19 protein-coding genes and 1 tRNA gene are annotated in these 18580 nt (G+C 70.2%); 15 read left to right on the top strand and 5 right to left on the bottom strand.

Going from position 1 to position 18580, the window contains the following annotated elements:
* Window positions 1–15 precede the first annotated feature (15 nt).
* From ACTWQC_RS20535 to ACTWQC_RS20515, 5 genes are all read left to right on the top strand, one after another.
* On the top strand, window positions 16–474 hold the full coding sequence (locus ACTWQC_RS20535; RefSeq protein ID WP_443317202.1) for a peroxiredoxin: 459 nt from the start codon (window positions 16–18) through the stop codon (window positions 472–474).
* Window positions 475–580: 106 nt separating this feature from the next.
* Entirely contained in the window at window positions 581–1156 is a 576-nt protein-coding gene (locus ACTWQC_RS20530) for a TerD family protein (protein ID WP_443317201.1), read from the top strand.
* Window positions 1157–1258: 102 nt separating this feature from the next.
* Window positions 1259–1834, top strand: a complete 576-nt coding sequence (locus ACTWQC_RS20525) for a TerD family protein (RefSeq protein WP_443317200.1) — start codon at window positions 1259–1261, stop codon at window positions 1832–1834.
* 48 nt (window positions 1835–1882) lie between these two features.
* Complete coding sequence (locus ACTWQC_RS20520) at window positions 1883–3022, top strand: DUF475 domain-containing protein (protein WP_443317199.1); 1140 nt, start codon at window positions 1883–1885, stop codon at window positions 3020–3022.
* A 111-nt stretch (window positions 3023–3133) separates the two neighbouring features.
* Entirely contained in the window at window positions 3134–3868 is a 735-nt protein-coding gene (locus tag ACTWQC_RS20515) for a TerD family protein (protein WP_443317198.1), read from the top strand.
* Window positions 3869–3923: 55 nt separating this feature from the next.
* On the opposite strand, the gene ACTWQC_RS20510 is transcribed toward ACTWQC_RS20515, so the two are convergent.
* Window positions 3924–4787, bottom strand: a complete 864-nt coding sequence (locus ACTWQC_RS20510) for a TerD family protein (RefSeq protein ID WP_443317197.1) — start codon at window positions 4785–4787, stop codon at window positions 3924–3926.
* A 210-nt stretch (window positions 4788–4997) separates the two neighbouring features.
* Here ACTWQC_RS20510 and ACTWQC_RS20505 point away from each other — a divergent pair, with 210 nt between their 5' ends.
* From ACTWQC_RS20505 to ACTWQC_RS20490, 4 genes are all read left to right on the top strand, one after another.
* The gene (locus ACTWQC_RS20505; protein ID WP_443317196.1) at window positions 4998–6155 is read left to right on the top strand and encodes an HpcH/HpaI aldolase/citrate lyase family protein; all 1158 of its coding nucleotides are present in this window, start codon (window positions 4998–5000) and stop codon (window positions 6153–6155) included.
* 72 nt (window positions 6156–6227) lie between these two features.
* Window positions 6228–9164, top strand: coding sequence for a phosphoribosyltransferase (locus ACTWQC_RS20500; protein ID WP_443317270.1), 2937 nt, complete (start codon window positions 6228–6230; stop codon window positions 9162–9164).
* Window positions 9165–9184: 20 nt separating this feature from the next.
* Complete coding sequence (locus tag ACTWQC_RS20495) at window positions 9185–9985, top strand: HAD family hydrolase (protein WP_443317269.1); 801 nt, start codon at window positions 9185–9187, stop codon at window positions 9983–9985.
* Window positions 9986–10000: 15 nt separating this feature from the next.
* Window positions 10001–10717 carry an O-methyltransferase gene (locus ACTWQC_RS20490; protein ID WP_443317195.1) on the top strand — a complete coding sequence of 239 codons (717 nt, stop codon included), beginning with the start codon at window positions 10001–10003 and terminating at the stop codon, window positions 10715–10717.
* Window positions 10718–10773: 56 nt separating this feature from the next.
* Here the strand turns inward: ACTWQC_RS20490 and ACTWQC_RS20485 are convergent, their stop codons facing one another.
* From ACTWQC_RS20485 to ACTWQC_RS20475, 3 genes are read right to left on the bottom strand one after another with little or no spacing between them, the layout of a single operon-like run.
* Window positions 10774–10995: an FmdB family zinc ribbon protein gene (locus ACTWQC_RS20485; protein ID WP_443317194.1), complete on the bottom strand. Its 222-nt coding sequence runs from the start codon at window positions 10993–10995 to the stop codon at window positions 10774–10776.
* A gap of 9 nt (window positions 10996–11004) precedes the next feature.
* A complete protein-coding gene (locus ACTWQC_RS20480; RefSeq protein WP_443317193.1) occupies window positions 11005–11730 on the bottom strand; it encodes a DUF4383 domain-containing protein in 726 nt (241 codons plus the stop codon).
* Between the two features lie 39 nt (window positions 11731–11769).
* Window positions 11770–13200, bottom strand: coding sequence for a hypothetical protein (locus ACTWQC_RS20475; protein WP_443317192.1), 1431 nt, complete (start codon window positions 13198–13200; stop codon window positions 11770–11772).
* A 162-nt stretch (window positions 13201–13362) separates the two neighbouring features.
* Between ACTWQC_RS20475 and ACTWQC_RS20470 the strand changes: the two genes are divergently transcribed.
* The 6 genes from ACTWQC_RS20470 (at window position 13363) to ACTWQC_RS20445 (ending at window position 17567) form a co-directional block, all read left to right on the top strand.
* Window positions 13363–13434: transfer RNA gene (locus ACTWQC_RS20470), tRNA-Val, on the top strand.
* 471 nt (window positions 13435–13905) lie between these two features.
* The gene (locus ACTWQC_RS20465; protein ID WP_443317191.1) at window positions 13906–14688 is read left to right on the top strand and encodes an amino acid ABC transporter ATP-binding protein; all 783 of its coding nucleotides are present in this window, start codon (window positions 13906–13908) and stop codon (window positions 14686–14688) included.
* 69 nt (window positions 14689–14757) lie between these two features.
* Window positions 14758–15591 (top strand): glutamate ABC transporter substrate-binding protein, encoded by an 834-nt coding sequence (locus ACTWQC_RS20460; RefSeq protein ID WP_443317190.1) that lies wholly within the window; start codon window positions 14758–14760, stop codon window positions 15589–15591.
* An 88-nt stretch (window positions 15592–15679) separates the two neighbouring features.
* Complete coding sequence (locus ACTWQC_RS20455) at window positions 15680–16345, top strand: amino acid ABC transporter permease (protein WP_443317268.1); 666 nt, start codon at window positions 15680–15682, stop codon at window positions 16343–16345.
* The gene (locus ACTWQC_RS20450; protein ID WP_443317189.1) at window positions 16342–17247 is read left to right on the top strand and encodes an amino acid ABC transporter permease; all 906 of its coding nucleotides are present in this window, start codon (window positions 16342–16344) and stop codon (window positions 17245–17247) included. Before ACTWQC_RS20455 ends, ACTWQC_RS20450 begins: the two co-directional genes overlap by 4 nt.
* 92 nt (window positions 17248–17339) lie before the next feature.
* Window positions 17340–17567, top strand: a complete 228-nt coding sequence (locus tag ACTWQC_RS20445) for a hypothetical protein (RefSeq protein WP_443317188.1) — start codon at window positions 17340–17342, stop codon at window positions 17565–17567.
* Window positions 17568–17575: 8 nt separating this feature from the next.
* Here the strand turns inward: ACTWQC_RS20445 and ACTWQC_RS20440 are convergent, their stop codons facing one another.
* Window positions 17576–18550 (bottom strand): MASE1 domain-containing protein, encoded by a 975-nt coding sequence (locus ACTWQC_RS20440; RefSeq protein WP_443317267.1) that lies wholly within the window; start codon window positions 18548–18550, stop codon window positions 17576–17578.
* Between the last annotated feature and the right edge of the window lie 30 nt (window positions 18551–18580).

The raw sequence follows: 18580 nt of genomic DNA, 5'->3' as shown, positions 1-18580 counted from the left end.
GAGGGACCAGGACTCATGGCGATCGAGGTCGGCGCGAAGGCTCCGGACATCGAGCTGAAGAACCAGCACGGCGAGACCGTGCGGCTCTCCGATTTCCGGGGCGAGAAGAACGTCGTGCTGCTCTTCTACCCCTTCGCCTTCACCGGCGTCTGCACCGGCGAGCTGTGCGCCCTGCGCGACGAGCTGCCGAAGTTCGTCAACGGCGACGTGCAGCTGCTCGCCGTCTCCAACGACTCCCCGTTCACGCTCCGGGTCTTCTCCGAGAAGGAGGGACTGGACTACCCCCTCCTCTCGGACTTCTGGCCGCATGGCGAGGCCTCTCGCGCATATGGGGTCTTCGACGAGGAGAAGGGCTGCGCGCTCCGCGGCACCTTCGTCATCGACAAGGAGGGAACCGTCCGCTGGACTGTCGTCAACGGCCTGCCCGACGCCCGTGATCTCAACGAGTACGTCAAGGCGCTGCAGAGCCTGTAGGTGGTACGGGGACAGACAGGGAACCGCTCACTAGGATCAGTTCGTTGATCCGATGCCAACGCACGACGGGGGCACGCAGTGCTCCTCGATCTCAATGGGAGGACTCGTGGGAGTCAGCCTCAGCAAGGGCGGCAACGTCTCGCTGACCAAGGAAGCCCCCAACCTGACCGCGGTGATCGTCGGTCTGGGCTGGGACGCCCGCACCACCACCGGAACCGACTTCGACCTCGACGCCAGCGCCCTGCTCGCGAACGCCGAGGGCAAGGTCGGGACCGACCAGAACTTCGTGTTCTTCAACAACCTCAAGAGCCCGGACGGCTCCGTCGAGCACACCGGCGACAACATCACCGGTGAGGGCGAGGGCGACGACGAGCAGATCAAGGTGAACCTGGCCGCCGTGCCGACCGATGTCCACAAGATCGTGTTCCCGGTGTCGATCTACGACGCCGAGACCCGCCAGCAGAGCTTCGGCCAGGTCCGCAACGCGTTCATCCGCGTGGTGAACCAGGCCGACAACTCGGAGCTGGCGCGGTACGACCTGAGCGAGGACGCATCGACCGAGACCGCCATGGTCTTCGGCGAGCTGTACCGCCACGGCGCGGAGTGGAAGTTCCGCGCGATCGGCCAGGGGTATGCCTCGGGCCTGCGCGGCATCGCGCAGGACTTCGGCGTCAACGTCTGATCCGCGGGCGACGCACGCGCCCGGTGCCGCACCCCTCTGCCGCGCGCGGGGGTGCGGCACCGGGCATCGAGGAGTACAGCACTCAGGGGAGGATGCAGGATCATGGGCGTCACGCTCGCCAAGGGAGGCAATGTCTCCCTCTCCAAGGCCGCGCCGAATCTCACGCAGGTGATGGTCGGTCTGGGCTGGGATGCACGCTCGACGACAGGCGCGCCGTTCGACCTCGACGCCAGCGCCCTGCTGCTGCAGTCGGGGCGCGTACTGGGCGACGAGTACTTCGTCTTCTACAACAACCTCAAGAGCCCGGACGGTTCTGTCGAGCACACCGGCGACAACCTCACCGGTGAGGGCGAGGGTGACGACGAGTCGATCCTGGTGGACCTCTCCAAGGTGCCCACGCAGGTCGACAAGATCGTCTTTCCGGTGTCGATTCACGAGGCGGACAACCGGGGCCAGACCTTCGGCCAGGTCAGCAATGCCTTTATCCGCGTGGTCAACCAGGCGGACGGCCAGGAGCTGGCGCGCTACGACCTGAGCGAGGACGCCTCGGGCGAGACGGCCATGATCTTCGGCGAGGTGTACCGGTACGGCGGCGAATGGAAGTTCCGTGCGGTGGGTCAGGGGTACGCGTCGGGGCTGCGCGGCATCGCTCTAGACTTCGGGGTCAATGTTTCGTAAAGCCGCGCACTGCGCGCGGGGGACCCCGCTAACACGATTGGGTAGCCAGTGCTTCTGAGAACCTTTGGCTGGTCGTTCGCCGTCACGGTGATCGGCCTCGCCGCCGCTGCGTGGGGCTGGGGGTGGGAGGCATTCGGGATCGTCCTGATCCTCTCCGTCCTCGAGATCTCGCTCTCCTTCGACAACGCCGTCGTCAACGCGGGCGTGCTGAAGAAGCTGAACGCCTTCTGGCAGAAGATCTTCCTCACCATCGGCATCCTCATCGCGGTCTTCGGAATGCGCCTGGTCTTCCCGGTCGTGATCGTCGCGATCAGCGCCAAGGTCGGTCCCATCGAGGCCGTCAATCTCGCGATCGACGACCCGAACCGCTACGAGGACCTGGTCACTGACGCCCACCCGGCAATCGCCGCCTTCGGTGGCATGTTCCTGCTGATGATCTTCCTCGACTTCATCTTCGAGGACCGGGACATCAAGTGGCTCGGGTGGATCGAGCGCCCGCTGGCCAAGCTGGGCAAGCTCGACATGCTGTCGGTCACCATCTCCCTGATCGTCCTGATGGCGACGGCGATGACGATCGCCACCAACGCCCATGTGAGCACCGGCCACGCCGACAAGTCGGCCACCGTCCTCCTCTCCGGAGTCGCGGGCCTGATCACATACCTCCTCGTGGGAGGCCTCTCCGGCCACTTCGAGAACAAGCTCGAGGAAGAGGAGGAGCGCGAGCACGAGGCCGAGGAGGAGGCCAGGAAGGCGGGCAGGCAGCCCACCATGGTCGGCCTCGCGGGCAAGGCCGCGTTCTTCATGTTCCTCTACCTCGAGGTGCTGGACGCGTCCTTCTCCTTCGACGGTGTCATCGGCGCCTTCGCCATCACCAACCACATCTTCTGGATGGCGCTCGGCCTCGGCATCGGCGCTATGTACGTCCGGTCCCTCACGGTCTACCTGGTCCGCCAGGGCACCCTCGACGACTACGTCTTCCTCGAGCATGGCGCGCACTACGCGATCGGCGCCCTCGCCGTCCTCCTGCTCGTCACCATTCAGTACCAGGTCAACGAGATCGTCACCGGCCTCATCGGTGTCACCCTCATCGCCTGGTCCTTCTGGTCCTCGCTGCGCCGCAACCGTGCCCTCGCGGGCGAGGGCGGCGACGCCTCCGAGGAGAAGTCCGAAGTCACCTCGGGAGTGTGACCACGGCGGGAATGAGGAACGCTCTCTGATGCGGGGCGGCTACGGGGCACGGGGCCTGGTGGCCGCCCCGATCGGTTGGGGCCCGGGATCGTCGACAAGTGGGGGTAGAGGGTGTCGTTCTGGAGCAACTGGCGGTGGGGCGACCGGCAGGGATTCGACAGCGGCAGCGCGTCGTCGAACGCGATCGAGCTGACGAAGCGACGGTCGACCGTCTCGCTCACCAAGCAGGGCGCCGCCACCGGCAACCTGCGCGTCAACCTGTCCTGGCGGATGCGGACTTCCGACATCGGCGGGCCCGGGCGGAGCGGCAGCCTGCTGCGCCATCCGCTGAAGCTCTTCAAGCCCGAGGTGGTGCAGGCCCAGGGGCCCGCGGTGGTGCAGATCGATCTCGACCTGGCCTGCCTGTACGAGCTCAAGGACGGCAGCAAGGGCGTCGTGCAGCCGCTCGGGAGCTTCTTCGGCGACCTCAACTCACCGCCGTATGTGAAGCTCAGCGGCGACGACCGGTTCGGTTCGGCGTCCGGCGAGACCATCTACATCAACATGGACCACCGGGACGACATCAAGCGGCTGCTGATCTTCGTTTACATCTACGACGGCACCCCGGCCTTCGACCGTACCCACGCCATCGTGACGCTCTTTCCGAGCAACGGCCCGCGGATCGAGATCGGGCTCGACGAGCGTGCCCCGCAGGCCCGCTCCTGCGCCGTCGTGCTGATCGAGAACAACAAGGGCGAGCTGACGGTCCGGCGCGAGGTGAAGTACGTCTACGGCTTCCAGGCGGAGCTCGACCGGCTTTACGGGTGGGGGCTCCAGTGGGGCCGCGGGTACAAGACCAAGGTCTGAGCCGCGCGGCCCCCGCACATCCCGTACCTCCACTGTCCTCGCTGCCTCCGGGATGTCACCGGTTCTTCTGGAACTGCGGTCCCTGGGGCGGCAGTACGAAGACGGGCGCCGGATGCTGCGGGTAGCCGTAGGCGGGCTGCTGGGGGTAGCCGTACGCGGGCTGCTGGGGCGGAGCGGGCGGGGGCAGTGGGTAGCCGTAGCCGGGCTGGACCGGCTCGGTGACGGCATCCGGGGCCTGGCGGCGAGGCTCGGGTTCCGGCTGAGGCTCGGGTTGCGCGCGGGGCTGGTGTGACTCGGGCGCGGAGACCTGCGACTGGGGCGACTGGGACGCCTGGGGCTCGGATTCCGGCCCGCCCGCGGTCGTCTCGCCCTCGTCCACGGATATGCCGAACTCCGTGGCCAGACCGACCAGTCCCGTCTCGTATCCCTGCCCGAGGGCCCGGAACTTCCAGGCGTCCCCGCGCCGGTAGAGCTCGCCGCAGATCAGCGCCGACTCATCGCCCGTCTCCGGCCGTACGTCGAACGTCGCGATCGGCTCGCCGCCGTCAGAGGCTCCCGCCCCCGCGTCGTACAGCAGCACGCGCAGGTCCCGTATGGGACCGAAAGCCCCGCCGTCCGCCGACGCCGCCAGCACCACCCGCTCGACCGAGGGCTCCAGCGCGGCCAGGTCCGCTTCCACCGTGTCCGTAAGGCCGTCCGCCAGCCGCTTCTTCGGCAGGTGCCGGACCAGCCCTGACGGGTGGCGCGGCTGGTTGTAGAAGACGAAGTCCTCGTCCGAGCGCACGCGGCCGTCGGAGGCCAGGAGCAGGGCCGACGCGTCCACGTCGGGCACGTCGGGACCCGGGGTCCAGCGCAGCACGACCCGTACGGCGGTGGCCTCGAGTGGGATGTTGGACCCCTTCAGCATCGCGTGCGTCATGCCCGCAATCCTGCCTTCCCGGTGATGGGCACGACAACGCGGGGCCGCCGAAAGCCCCGGGACGCCCGGCGGTTTCCTGCGCCCGGGCAACCGCACCGATGCACGCGAGTTACTTGATTTTCACGCGCTTGGGGAACTTTTGACCGCTGCCCGCACGTACGATAACCGGCCAGATCACGTCATGGCCGGGTCGGCAGCACGGGGAGATATATGCGTCATTTCGGGCACGTTCCGCCCGAGGTCCGGGAGGGCCTGTTCCACCGGCAGCCGGTGGAGTTCTCCGCGGACTCCCCGGCCCGCACGCTCGCCGTCGCCCTCGGCGCCACGCTCTACAGCCCCGCTACCCGCCCCCGGCTCGCCGACGACGTGCTCAAACAGGCCGCCCACGGTGTCGTGTCCATGGTGCTGTGCCTGGAGGACTCCATCGACGACGCCGACGTGCCGGCCGCCGAGGAGAACCTGATGCGGCAGTTCGCCGAGCTCGACCGGCGTGGCCGGGACCTGCCGCTGCTCTTCATCCGGGTCCGCGAGCCCGGCCAGATTCCCGACCTGGCCGCCAGGCTCGGCCCCGCCGCGAGACACCTGTCCGGATTCGTACTGCCGAAGTTCACCGAGGAGCGCGGCGTCCCCTTCCTCGAGGCGCTGGCAGCGGCCGAATCGGCGAGCGGCCAGCGGCTCTACGCGATGCCCGTCCTCGAATCGCCTGAACTGCTGCACCTGGAGAGCCGCGTCGATGCACTCGGCGGCATCAAGCGGACCGTCGACAAGTACCGCGACCGCGTCCTGGCCCTCCGGCTCGGGGTCACCGACTTCTGCTCGGCGTACGGGCTGCGCCGCGCCCCTGACATGACCGCGTACGACGTCCAGATCGTCGCCTCCGTCATCGCCGATGTCGTGAACACGCTGGGGCGTGCCGACGGCACCGGCTTCACCGTCACCGGCCCCGTCTGGGAGTACTTCCGCGTCCAGGAGCGGATGTTCAAGCCGCAGCTGCGGCGCAGCCCCTTCACCGGGCGCGCCGAGCACCTGCGCACCGCCCTCATCGAGCACGACATGGACGGCCTGCTGCGCGAGATCGAACTCGACCGGGCCAACGGCCTGCAGGGCAAGACCTGCATCCACCCCTCGCACGTCACGCCCGTGCATGCGCTGTCCGTGGTCAGCCATGAGGAGTTCACGGACGCGGCGGACATCCTCAAGCCGGAACGGCTCGGCGGCGGAGTGGTGCGCTCCGCGTACACCAACAAGATGAACGAGGTGAAACCGCACCGCGCGTGGGCGGAGCGCACGCTGCTGCGGGCCGAGGTCTTCGGCGTGGCCCGGGAGGACGTGAGCTTCGTCGAACTGCTCGCGGCCGGGCTGAAGTGAGCGTGTGACCAGGGGCATGACCGAGTGAAAGACGACATGGACGGCATGGGCGAGACGAGGGACGGGCACGGCATGGTGTGGTCGGGGCAGTGGGTCGCGGACCGGCTGGGCGTCGGGCTCGCGGGCGATCCGGAACTGACCGACATGCTCGGGCTGGCCCTGCGGCGCAACAAGAAGCGCGCCCATCTCCTCGTGTCGAACGTCCTCGGCAAGCACGTGCCGCAGCGGCCCGGAACCGTATACGGGGCGGGGCTGCGGCTGGGCGAGCGGGTGCGGGAGCTGCTGGGCGACGAGGCGGCGGCGCGCGCCGTGGTCCTCGGCTACGCGGAGACGGCGACCGGCCTCGGCCACAGCGTCGCGGACGGCCTGGCGCTCGCGCCCTATCTGCACTCGACGCGGCGTCCCGTGACCGGCGTCGACCCGGCGGGCGGCTTCGAGGAGTCCCACAGCCACGCGACCTCGCACCTGCTGCTGCCCGAGGACCGGGCGCTGCTGAGCGGCGACGGGCCGCTGGTGCTGGTCGACGACGAGTTCTCGACCGGCAACACCGTCCTCAACACGATCAGCGCGCTGCACGCGCGCTTCCCGCGGGAGCGGTACGTGATCGTGGCGCTCGTCGACATGCGCTCGGCCGAGGACCGGGGCCGCCTGGACGCGTTCGCGGGCGAACTGGGCGCCCGCGTCGACCTGATCGCCTCGGCGGCGGGCACGGTACGGCTCCCGGACGACGTCCTGGTGCGCGGCCAGGCCCTGGTCGAGCAGCACGAAGCCGCGGCGGCGCGAGCCGCCACCAAGGCCGGGGGGGCCTCTGCCACCGCGGCCGGGGGCACGACGGCCGTGGGTGCGGTCTCCGGCGGGCCGGACGACGGAGCCGCGGGCTCCGCCACGTTCGCTGCGGCCGGAGGCGCGGACTCGGGCGTGACCGGCCGCGCGGCGGTGGCGGCCGCCGCGGCGGAGGGTGCGCTTGGCGCGGGCGAGGGCGTCTTCGGTTTGGATGGGCCGCGGGGTGCGGCCACGTCGGCCGCCGCGGACCGCCGCGCGCCGGTGGCGGGGGCCGTCGCTCCTGCTGCCGCTGAGGGCCGCGGTTCAGCGCGTCCGGGCGCGACCGGCTCGGACGAGTCGGCGATGGCCCGTCCGATGGCCCGTCCGATGGCCCGCCCGCTGGCGCGCCCGCGGGCCGAGCGCGTCGATCTCTGCTGGCCCGACGGGCTGCCCGACGGCGGGCGGCACGGCTTCACGCCGGAGCACCGCGCCGCGTTGGAGGCGGCGCTGCCCGGCATGGCGCGTCGTATCGCCGACGCGCTGCGGGCCGGACCGGACGGTTCCGGCGGCGGCGCGGCGCGTCCGGGCGCGACCGCGTCAGGTGCGGCCACCGCCCGGCCCCAGCCCGCGCCGGAGGCCGCGCCGCGCGCGCTCGTTCTCGGCTTCGAGGAGCTGATGTACGCGCCCCTGCGGATCGCTCAAGCGCTGGAAGCCGAGCTCGGCGGCCGGGCCGAGGTGCGGTTCTCGACCACCACGCGGTCGCCCGTCCTGGCGGTCGACGATCCCGGCTACGCGATCCGTACGCGGCTGTCGTTCCCCGCGCACGACGACCCGGCGGACGGCCCCGGCGACCGCTACGCCTACAACGTCGCGGGCGCCGGCTTCGAGGCGATCGTCGCCGTCGTCGACTCCGCCGCCGACACGCCCGCACTCCACGCCCCCGGCGGCCTGCTCGACCGGCTCGCCGCGCACACCGGCCGCGTCCTGCTCGCCGTCGTGCCCAGCCATGTCCCGGAAGCACAACCGGAACCACAGGTGCCACCCATGCCCGCGCTCTCCGAGCCGCTCCGCGGCCCCACGCTCTCCGAGCCGCTCCGCGGCCCCACGCTCTCCGAGCCGCTCCGCGGCCCCGCCTTCTCCTCCTACGCCCCGGACGAAGTCGGCTGGCTGCTCCAGGACTTCTCCGGCGTCGAACTCGAAGCCCCGACCGAGGAGCGCGAGGAGGCCATCCAGCGCGGGGGTGCCCACTACGCCGAGTCGCTGCCCGTCGAGTACCAGCCCAGCGCCCAGTACCAGGAGCTGTTCCGGGCTGCGCTCGACACGTCCGCCGCCCGGATCGCGCGCGCCGTCGGCACCGTCACCGAGACCGTCCTGGCCGAGCGGTCCCCGAGCCCGGTCCTCGTTTCGCTGGCCCGCGCCGGTACGCCCGTCGGCGTCCTGATGCGCCGCTGGGCGCAGCACGCGCACGGCCTGGACCTCCCGCACTACGCCATCTCCATCGTCCGCGGCCGCGGCATCGACACCACCGCCCTGCGCTGGCTCGCCGACCGTCACGACCCGGCCGATGCCGTCTTCGTCGACGGCTGGACAGGCAAGGGCGCGATCACCCGCGAACTGGCCGAGGCCCTCGGGGACTTCCCCGGCTTCGACCCGGAGATCGCCGTCCTCGCCGACCCCGGCGGCTGCGTCCGCACGTACGGCACGCGCGAGGACTTCCTCATCCCCTCGGCCTGCCTCAACTCCACGGTCTCCGGCCTGATTTCGCGGACCGTGCTGCGCGCCGACCTCGTCGGCCCCGACCAGTTCCACGGCGCGAAGTTCTACCGCGAGCTGGCGGACGCCGATGTCTCCGGCTTCTTCCTCGACACCGTCGCGGCCCGCTTCGACGAGGTCGCGGACGACGTCGCCGTGGACGTCAAGGAGCTCCTGGCGGCGGACCGTACGCCCACGTGGGAGGGGTGGGCGGCTGTCGAGCGGATCAGCGGGGAGTACGGCATTCACGACGTCAACCTCGTCAAGCCCGGCGTCGGCGAGACGACGCGCGTGCTGCTGCGCCGCGTGCCGTGGCGGATCCTCGCGCGGCGCGGGGCGGGCGCCGACCTCGATCACGTACGGCTCCTCGCCGACCAGCGGGGCGTACCGGTCGATGAGGTCGACGGCCTGCCCTACACCTGCGTCGGCCTCATCCACCCGCGCTACACGCGCGGGGCGACCGGCACCGACGGCAAGGCGGTGAGCGCGCAGTGAGCACGGTGAACGCAGGGAACATGGTCCTTGCGAGCGACCTCGACCGCACGCTCATCTACTCCTCCGCCGCCCTCGCCCTCGACATGCCGGACGCACGGGCGCCCCGCCTGCTGTGCGTCGAGGTCTACGAGCGCAAGCCGCTGTCCTACATGACGGAGACGGCCGCGGCCCTCCTCGACCGGCTGGCCCGCGAGACCGTCTTCGTCCCGACGACGACCAGGACCCGCGAGCAGTACGGCCGCATCCACCTCCCCGGCCCCGCCCCGCGCTACGCGATCTGCGCGAACGGTGGGCACCTCCTCGTCGACGGCGAGTCCGACCCGGACTGGCTCGCCCGGGTCCGGGAGACCCTCGCCGCGGGCTGCGCGCCGCTCGCCGAGGTCCGCGAGCATCTCGTACGCGCCGCCGACCCGGCCTGGCTGCTCAAGGAGCGGGTCGCCGAGGACCTCTTCGCGTACCTCGTCGTCGACCGGGCCCTCCTCCCCGACACCTGGGTCAAGGACCTCACGGCCTGGGCGGACGAGCGCGGCTGGACGGTCTCGCTGCAGGGCCGCAAGGTCTACGCGGTCCCCAAACCGCTCACCAAGAGCGCGGCGGTCGCGGAGATCGCACGCCGCACCGGAGCCGCGGAGGTCCTCGCGGCCGGCGACTCGCTCCTGGACGCGGACCTGCTCCAGGCTGCGGACCGCGGCTGGCGGCCGGGCCACGGTGAGCTGGCCGAAACCGGCTGGACGGCACCCCATGTCACGGCCCTGGCCGAGCGCGGCGTCGCGGCGGGGGAGGAGATCGTCCGATCCATGCTGCGGGCGGCCGCAGGCTGAGCCAGGATGGCGGGCATGGCCAACCTTTCTTCCAGCTCCTCAGGTTCCTCGGACTCCTCCGGCACCGCGGTCCCGCACCACACCAAGAACACCCCGGTCACGCCCGAGTTGTATGAGTACGTCCTGGCGCACAACCCGCCGCTGGACGCGGTTCAGCAGGCGCTCATCACGACCACGCGTGAGCAACTGCCCGATGCCGCGGGCATGCAGGTCGCCGAGGAGCAGGCGCCGCTGCTGGCCTTCCTCGTACGACTGACAGGCGCGCGGCACGTCGTGGAGGTCGGCACCTTCACCGGCCTGTCGGCGCTGTCCATGGCGCAGGCGCTGCCCGCCGGCGGCAGGCTCGTCGCCTGCGACATCTCCGAGGAGTGGACGGCGTACGGGCGGGAGGCCTGGGCCAAGGCCGGGGTCGCGGACCGGATCGAGCTGCGGATCGGCCCGGCGCTGGAGACGCTGCGCGCGATGCCCGAGGAGCCGCACATCGACCTGGCGTTCGTGGACGCGGACAAGGAGAACTACGTCCCGTACTGGGAGCAGCTGGTACCGCGGATGCGGGAGGGCGGGCTGATCGTGGTGGACAACGTCTTCCTGGGCGGACGCGTGCTGGACCCGTCCGCGACCGGACGGGCCGGTGCGATCCGGGAGTTCAACGACCATGTCACCGCCGACGCGCGGATGGAGTCGGTGATGCTCACGGTCGCGGACGGCCTGACACTGGCCCGCAAGCGCTGATACGGCGGTCCGGCGCGGTGCACCCGCGCTGGTCAGCTCGCAGCAGCCCGCGCCGGTCAGCCGCAGCAGCCGCCTCCGCAGCACCCGCCGCCGCCCCCACCCCCGCCGCTGGGCGCCGGGGCGGCGGTTGCGCTGCCGCCCACGGCGACGGTGGACAGCAGCTTGACGGTGTCCTCGTGGCCGTCCGGGCACGTGGCGGGCGCGGAGGACTCGGCCATCGGGCGGCTCAGCTCGAAGGTGGTGCCGCAGGACCGGCAGCGGTACTCGTAACGGGGCATGGCGACAGATTAGCGGTGTCCCGTCGCGCGGTCGCCCCCGCGATCTTCCGGCGGCCGAAACGGCGGCCGAAGCGGCGGCCGCGGCGGCTCCCGCTCCTGCTGCTGCGCCTGGATGGCCAGCCGCTTCGCCCTGGCGCGCAGCGCCGCCTGCTCCTCATGGGCCACCTGGCCGGGGTGGCGGGCCCGCCAGTACGGATTGTCGTGCGGCAAGTGGCCGCTCACCCGCCCGTACATCCCGAAGGTCATCAGCAGCAGGCCGAAGACGAAGCTGAACAGGACGTTCTGGAGCCGGAACGCCAGGAAGTTGTAGTCGGTCTCCAGCAGCGCGAGGTTGAAGAACCCGCTCAGCAGGAACGCCACCCCGAACCACATGTTGAGCGATGAGGCGAAGTTGCCGCCGATCACCATCCCGCCGAACAGCACGCCCCCGACGACGATCGACAGCACACTCAGCGCGCCGTTCGTGTTCAGCCCGGCCACGGTGTCGCCGCCGGTGTCGAAGAACCCCACCTTGCCGATCAGCCCGAGGATGCCGAAGGCGAGCAGGACCAGGCCCATCAGGCCCGCACCGATGCGGTAGACGGTGCTGAGCCTGTGGTCCACGGGCAGGTGCTCGTCGAGCCGCGTCCGCCTGGCGAGCCGCTCGGGGAAGCGGCCCGCGGGGCCGCGGCCCGCCGGGAAGCGGCGCGTGCCTCGGCCGCCGCGGAGGGGGCGGCCGGCGTGGCTGCTGGCCATGTACCCAGGATCCGTCCGTACGGAGGCGAGCGCCAGCGGTCAGGCCCGGCCCGCGCCCCGGTCCTCGCGGATCTCGCTCACCACCCGCGCGACGGTCTGCCGGACGGCCTCCGTCTCGGTCAGGAAGCGCCAGTAGTCCGGGTGCCGGCCCTCCAGCCCCACCACGGCCCGCTCGAGCCGCAGCACGGACTCGTCCAGCGGACCCGCGTGCCGCGGGTCCGGGGTGCTGCGCCCGGCCATCGCCAGCCGCTGCGCGTCCCGGATCGCGAACCGGGTCCGCTCGATCTCCTTCGATGGGTCGTACGAGACCTCGTTGAGCCGCCGCAGCCGCTCGCCGGCCGCCGACACCGCCTCGTCCGTCGTGTTCAGCAGCGCCCGGACCGTACTGAGCAGCGCGGTCGCGTCCGGCCAGCGCTGCTCCTCACGTGCCTTCTGCGCCTCTTTCAGCTTCTCCTCCGCCTGCGTGACGGACCGCGCCGCCTGCTCGGGCACGGGCTGGAGGTCCTGCCAGCACGCGGCCGCATACCGGCGGCGCAGCTCGCTCAGGACGGGCTCGACCCCGGTCGCCCGGGTGGTCAGCGCCTGCGCGCGGGTGCGGAGCGAGACGAGCCGTTTGTCGGTCTCGGCGGCCCGCTCCGGCAGCCGCTCGGCCTCGCTGCGCACCGTCTCGGCCTCGCGCAGCACCTGGTCCGCGCGCCGGAGCGTCTCCTGCACGCCATGCCGGCCCGCGCCCTGGTTGAGCTTGGTCAGCTCGGGGGAGAGCGCGGCGAGCCGGGCGGCCAGCTCGTCCGCGCGCAGGCCCTTGGCCCGTACGGCGTCCAGCGCGTTCGTCGCCGCGAGCAGCGCCTGGCGGGCCCGCTCGACGGCCGGGGCGAGCCGGGCGAGCTGGGTCTCGGCCTGCTGCAGCAGCGGTCCGAGACCCTCCGCGAAGCGGTCGAGATCGCCCTTGACCCGCTCCAGCTCGTCCTTGGCCCGGGCCAGGTCCGTACGGGCGCGGGCGGCAGCGGAGGCCTCGAGGTCCACACGGTCCAGGTCGTGGGCGTCGACGGCGGTGATGTAGTCGTGGCTGGCCTGGTCGATGCGGCGGCCGAGCGCGTGGAAGTCCTCGGCGGCCTTCCGGGCACCGGGGGAGTTGTCGACCGCCGTGATCGTCTCGATGGAGATCCGCAGGTCGCGCTGCGCGGTGTCGAGCTCATAGAACGCCGCGGCCGCCGCGTCCTTCGCGGCCTGCGCATCCGCCCGCTGGCTCTCGCCCCGGCCCCACCAGCGGCGATTGGCCCCACCGGCGAACGACGCGGGCGCGGCGGCGGCGAGCAGCACCACCGGCAGGACGAGCAGCGCCAGCACATCACGCCCGGCACTTCCGGCCCGGCCGTTCCGCTCGGCGCGCCCACCCTGACCGGGCCCACGGTCGGTACGACGACGGCGGCGTGCCGGCCGCGTGTACGGCTGCGCGTCTCTCGCCGTCACATCCCTCTCCCGTGCCCTGATCCACCCCGTAAGGCCCGCAGTCATTCTCCCACCAGGTAATGACGAACACACGAGCCGGACAGTTGCCGGTTCCCCGTGCTCCCGACACGTACTGGTTTGCGGCCCGGGTGTGCGGGCCATGTAGTCTGTCAGCTCATCCCAGGGCGCATAGCTCAGTGGTAGAGCGCTGCTCTTACAAAGCAGATGTCGGCGGTTCAAATCCGTCTGTGCCCACCGGCACAAAGACCCCCAGCCGATCTTGGCGGGGGTCTTTGACATCCAGATCCGACATCAACGGCACGGGCAACCGGTGTCGGGGCGGCGCCTCAGCAGCCCGTCGGGATCGGGTGCATCCGGTGGACATCGGCCCTCCCGGTGCGAGCGGAACACACGGGCGGGATGACCGAGGGCGACGACGCCCGTACGGACCGAGCTCCACGATGTCCCGCAGTCCTCACCCGCGCATGGGCGGTGCTCCCGGACCAGCTCATTTTCAGCGTGGCGGGCTCACATACCGCCCCATAGGGGCCAAAATATTGACATAGCGCTGCATTCTTCCGGATCGAGTAAGCGCTCCATCCCATGGGAGGTCCAGGACGCCTCGGTCAGTCCTCGTTCCCTGACCGTGGCTTCCCCGCTGCTGCACCCGCTTCGTGCTTGGTCGTCAGTGTGCGACCGACTCGAGGAGGACGGAGTAAGGAGCCGATGAGCGGAGTATCAGTGACCAAGGAAGATGCCGTGCCGGGCATGGAGAGTGCCCTGGTCGTGATGAACAAGGTCAACAAGCACTTCGGCGCGCTGCATGTGCTCCAGGACATCGACCTGACCATCGCCCGTGGCGAGGTTGTCGTCGTCATCGGGCCCTCCGGGGGTGGAAAGTCCACGCTGTGCCGTGTCATCAACCGCTTGGAGACCATCGACTCGGGCGGGATCGCCATCGACGGCAGGCCGCTGCCCGCAGAGGGCCGTGAGCTGGCCAGTCTGCGGGCCGATGTGGGCATGGTCTTCCAGTCCTTCAACCTCTTCGCGCACAAGACCGTGCTGGAGAACGTGATGCTGGGCCAGGTCAAGGTTCGCAAGAAGGACAAGAAGGCGGCAGTGGGGCGGGCACGCTCGCTCCTCGAGCGGGTGGGTGTCGCCGATCAGGCGGACAAGTACCCCGCGCAGCTCTCCGGCGGCCAGCAGCAGCGCGTGGCGATCGCCAGAGCTCTGGCCATGGACCCGAAGATCATGCTCTTCGACGAGCCGACCTCGGCGCTCGACCCCGAGATGATCAATGAGGTGCTGGAGGTGATGCAGCAGCTCGCCCGTGACGGAATGACCATGGTCGTCGTCACACACGAGATGGGATTCGCCCGCTCGGCTGCGAACCGTGTCGTGTTCATGGCGGACGGACGGATCGTGGAGGAGACGACGCCCGACCAGTTCTTCAGCAACCCGAACAGCGACCGTGCCAAGGACTTCCTGTCGAAGATCCTTCACCACTGAGCCCGACGCCGTGAACCCGTCCCGCTCGGCAGATCAATCTCCACACGTCAATCCCTGGGGAAGTTCACCATGAAACTTCATAAGGTCTCCCTTGCGGCCGCCGCTGCGGTCGCGCTGTCCCTGACCGCCTCGGCCTGCGGCGATGACGGAGGCAACGGCGGTGCGGGCGACGGCGAGAAGATCACGGTCGGCATCAAGTTCGACCAGCCGGGCATCGGCTTGCAGACTCCGGACGGCAAGTACACCGGCTTCGACGTCGACGTTGCCACGTACGTTGCCAAGGAGCTCGGCTACCAGCCCGGCGACATCGAGTGGAAGGAAGCCAAGAGTGCCGACCGCGAGACGCTGCTCCAGCGTGGCGACGTCGACTTCATCGCGGCCTCCTATTCGATCACCCCGGAGCGTCAGGAGAAGGTCGACTTCGCCGGCCCCTACCTCCTGGCACACCAGGACATCCTGGTCCGGGCGGACGACAACTCCATCACCGAGCCCGCGGACCTGAACGACAAGAAGCTCTGCTCGGTCACCGGGTCGACCTCCGCGCAGAACGTCAAGACGGAGCTTGCGCCGCAGGCCCAGCTGCAGGAGTACGGCGGCTACTCAGAGTGCCTGACCGGCCTGGAAAACCAGGTCATCGACGCCGTGACCACCGACGACTCGATCCTGGCCGGCTATGCCGCGCAGGCGGAGTTCAAGGGCAAGTTCAAGCTGGGCGGCTTCAAGCTGAGCAACGAGAACTACGGCATCGGCGTCGAGAAGGGCAGCGAACTCAAGAACGAGATCAACACGGCACTGGAGAAGATGGTGGCGGACGGCACGTGGGACAAGGCCGTGAAGGCCAACTTCGGCCCGGCCAACTACAAGAACGAGCCCGCCCCGAAGATCGGCAACATCGTCAGCTGAAGCTCCGGCTGAAACAGAGCACTACCGGCGCGCCGCCCACGAAAGGCGGCGCGCCACGCCCTCCACACACGCGGAAGTGCGGGAGATCGTGTTCGACTTTCTTGAGGGTTACGACCTGCTGGGGGCCTTCTTGGTGACGGTACAGCTCACCGTCTACTCCGCCATCGGCTCCCTGATCTGGGGAACGCTCCTGGCTGCCATGAGGGTCAGCCCGGTGCCGCTGATGCGCGCCTTCGGCACCGGTTACGTCAACATCGTGAGGAACATTCCGCTGACGGTGATCATCGTCTTCACCTCGCTCGGCCTCTTCCAGACGCTCAGCGTCAGCCTCGGCGCCGACGACTTCGAGACCATCAACTTCAGGCTCGCCGTGCTCGGCCTGACCGTCTACACCTCCGCCTTCGTCTGCGAGGCAGTGAGGTCCGGCATCAACACGGTCCCCGTCGGTCAGACGGAGGCGGCGCGCGCCATCGGCCTGAACTTCACCCAGGTGCTGTGGCTGATCATCCTTCCGCAGGCCTTCCGCTCGGTGGTGGGTCCGCTGGCGAGCGTGCTGATCGCGCTGACCAAGAACACCACGGTGGCGGCCGCAATCGGTGTCGCCGAGGCCGCGCTGCTGATGCGGACAATGATCGAGAACGAGGCTCAGCTCTTTCTCATCTCCGCCATCTTCGCGTTCGGCTTCATCTGCCTGACCCTCCCGACCGGTCTGATCCTCGGCTGGGTGAGCAAGAAGGTGGCGGTGAAGCGATGACCTCCGTCCTGTACGACGCCCCGGGCCCGCGCGCCAAGCGGCGAAACGTCCTGTACACGGTGGTGTTCCTCGTCGCCCTCGCGGCGCTCATCTGGTGGGTGCTCCAGAGTCTCGCCGACAAGAACCAGCTCGAATGGGTCAAGTGGAAGCCGTTCTTCACCGACTCCCGCGCCTGGTCGACGTACCTCTGGCCAGGGCTCGAGAACACCCTGAAGAGCGCCTCCCTCGCCATGGTCATCGCGCTGCCTCTCGGAGCGCTCTTCGGTATCGCCCGGCTCTCCGACCACTGGTGGGTGCGCGGCGTGGCCGGCGGCGTCGTGGAGTTCTTCCGCGCCATCCCCGTGCTCATCCTGATGTTCTTCGCCAACGCGGCGTACGCCCGGTACACCGACATCAGCCCTGACACCCGGCCGCTGTACGCCGTGGTCACCGGTCTCGTCCTCTACAACGCTTCGGTGCTCGCCGAGGTGGTGCGGGCCGGCATCCTCTCCCTGCCCACAGGTCAGACCGACGCGGCCAAGGCGATCGGCATGCGCAAGGGGCAGACCATGCGGTACGTACTGCTGCCGCAGTCGGTAACCGCGATGCTGCCGGCGATCGTCAGCCAGATGGTGGTCATCGTGAAGGACACCGCCCTCGGCGGCGCGCTGCTCGGCTTCTCCGAACTGCTCGCATCGGTCCGCCCGATGAGCGCGAACTACGGTGCGAACACCATCGCCAGCTTCACCGTCGTCGCCGTCATGTTCGTCCTGCTGAACTTCGCGCTCACCACCTTCGCGACCTGGCTGGAGGGCAGGCTGCGTCGCGGCAGGAAGTCCACTGGGGCGGTGGTCACCGCAGGGGCGGTCGAGGAACTCGCGACGCCGGGCGAGCACATCGGCCCGGCCGACGAGAAGAAGTGAGGTGACAACGAGGCGAACGAGGTCGTGGGGCCATCGCAGGCGGCAGCGCATCGGCGTAACACTGGACTCGTAGTCCGAAGAAGATGATCCGGATGGACGCCACGACGTACGACCAGCTCGCCGCTGCGACAGCGCTCACGCGGGCTCTGCTCGCGGATGACGACGACGGGGCCAGGGCGATCCTGGAGACGAGTTCCGACGACGACCTGGTCGCCGGGCTCGGTCTGCTCGCCCAGATCCTGGCGCACGCCGCCTTCGGGCCGGAGGCGGACGCGGCGCTGGGCCGCTGCCTGGATGCGATACAGCAGCGCATCGACTAGCGGGGGCCTCAGGCCCGCTTGTCCTCGCCCGGCGAGAGGCGGACCACCACCTCGGCGAGCTGAACGCAGACCGCCTCGATCCTCTCGCGGGTCCGGTCCCGCTCGGTGACGATGGCGGCGAGCAGGAGGGCGGTCAGCGCCGCCGAGCCGTTGAGTGCCTGCAACGTCACCATCTGGGAGAGGAGATCGTGCCCGGAGAACGGGCCCGAGTTGTTCCCCGCCGCGACGATCGCGAGCAGGGAGACGATCAGGACACACGGCGCGGCCCCAGGGAGCTGGAGCCGGAGGGCGGCCCAGATCAGGAACGGGAAGACGAGGAAGAGCACGTCGAGCGTGCCGGTCAGCGCCACGAGCTCCACCGCCGCCGCACCCGCGAGCAGCACCGCCGCCTCCGCCCACCGCCAGGCGGGGACGCGCCCCGGCCGCGCCGTGCGCAGGACGAACAGCAGGGGGGCCACGACCAGCACACCCATCGCGTCGCCCGTCCACCACACCGACCACGCGGGCCAGAACTCGTCCGCCGGCAGCGCCCCGGAGATCACCAGCACGCTGCTGCCGAGGGTCGAGCTGACCAGCATGCCGAGCAGGGCGCCGAGGAAGACCAGCGCCAGCGCGTCCCGCAGCTGGTCCAGCTCGATGCGGAAACCGGCGCGGCGGAGCAGTGCGTACGAGGCGAGGGGCGCGAGCGTGTTGCCCGCTGCGATCGCGAACACCCATCCCGCCGGGCCGAGCGGCACATTGACCAGGAGGGCGCCGATCACGATCCCCGGCCAGCAGCGCAGACCGAAGATCAGCAGGCAGGCGAGGGCGATGCCGGTCGGCGGCCAGAAGGGGGTGACCTGCCCGCGGACGAGCTCCTGCAGCAGTCCGACTTTGGCGGACCCGTAGTACACGCCCGCGACGGCGAGGATCAGCAGGCCGTCGCGCGCATACCGCCGGAGCCCCTGATCCCCCGCCTCAGATGTTCCAGCTGTCCCGGGGATCCCAGCTGTCGCGGGCTTCTCAGGCTGTGC

Source organism: Streptomyces sp. 8N616 (genome assembly GCF_052246385.1).
Lineage (GTDB): Bacteria > Actinomycetota > Actinomycetes > Streptomycetales > Streptomycetaceae > Streptomyces.
Note: the sequence above shows the minus strand (reverse complement) of the source record. Positions and strands in the feature narration are given on the sequence as shown.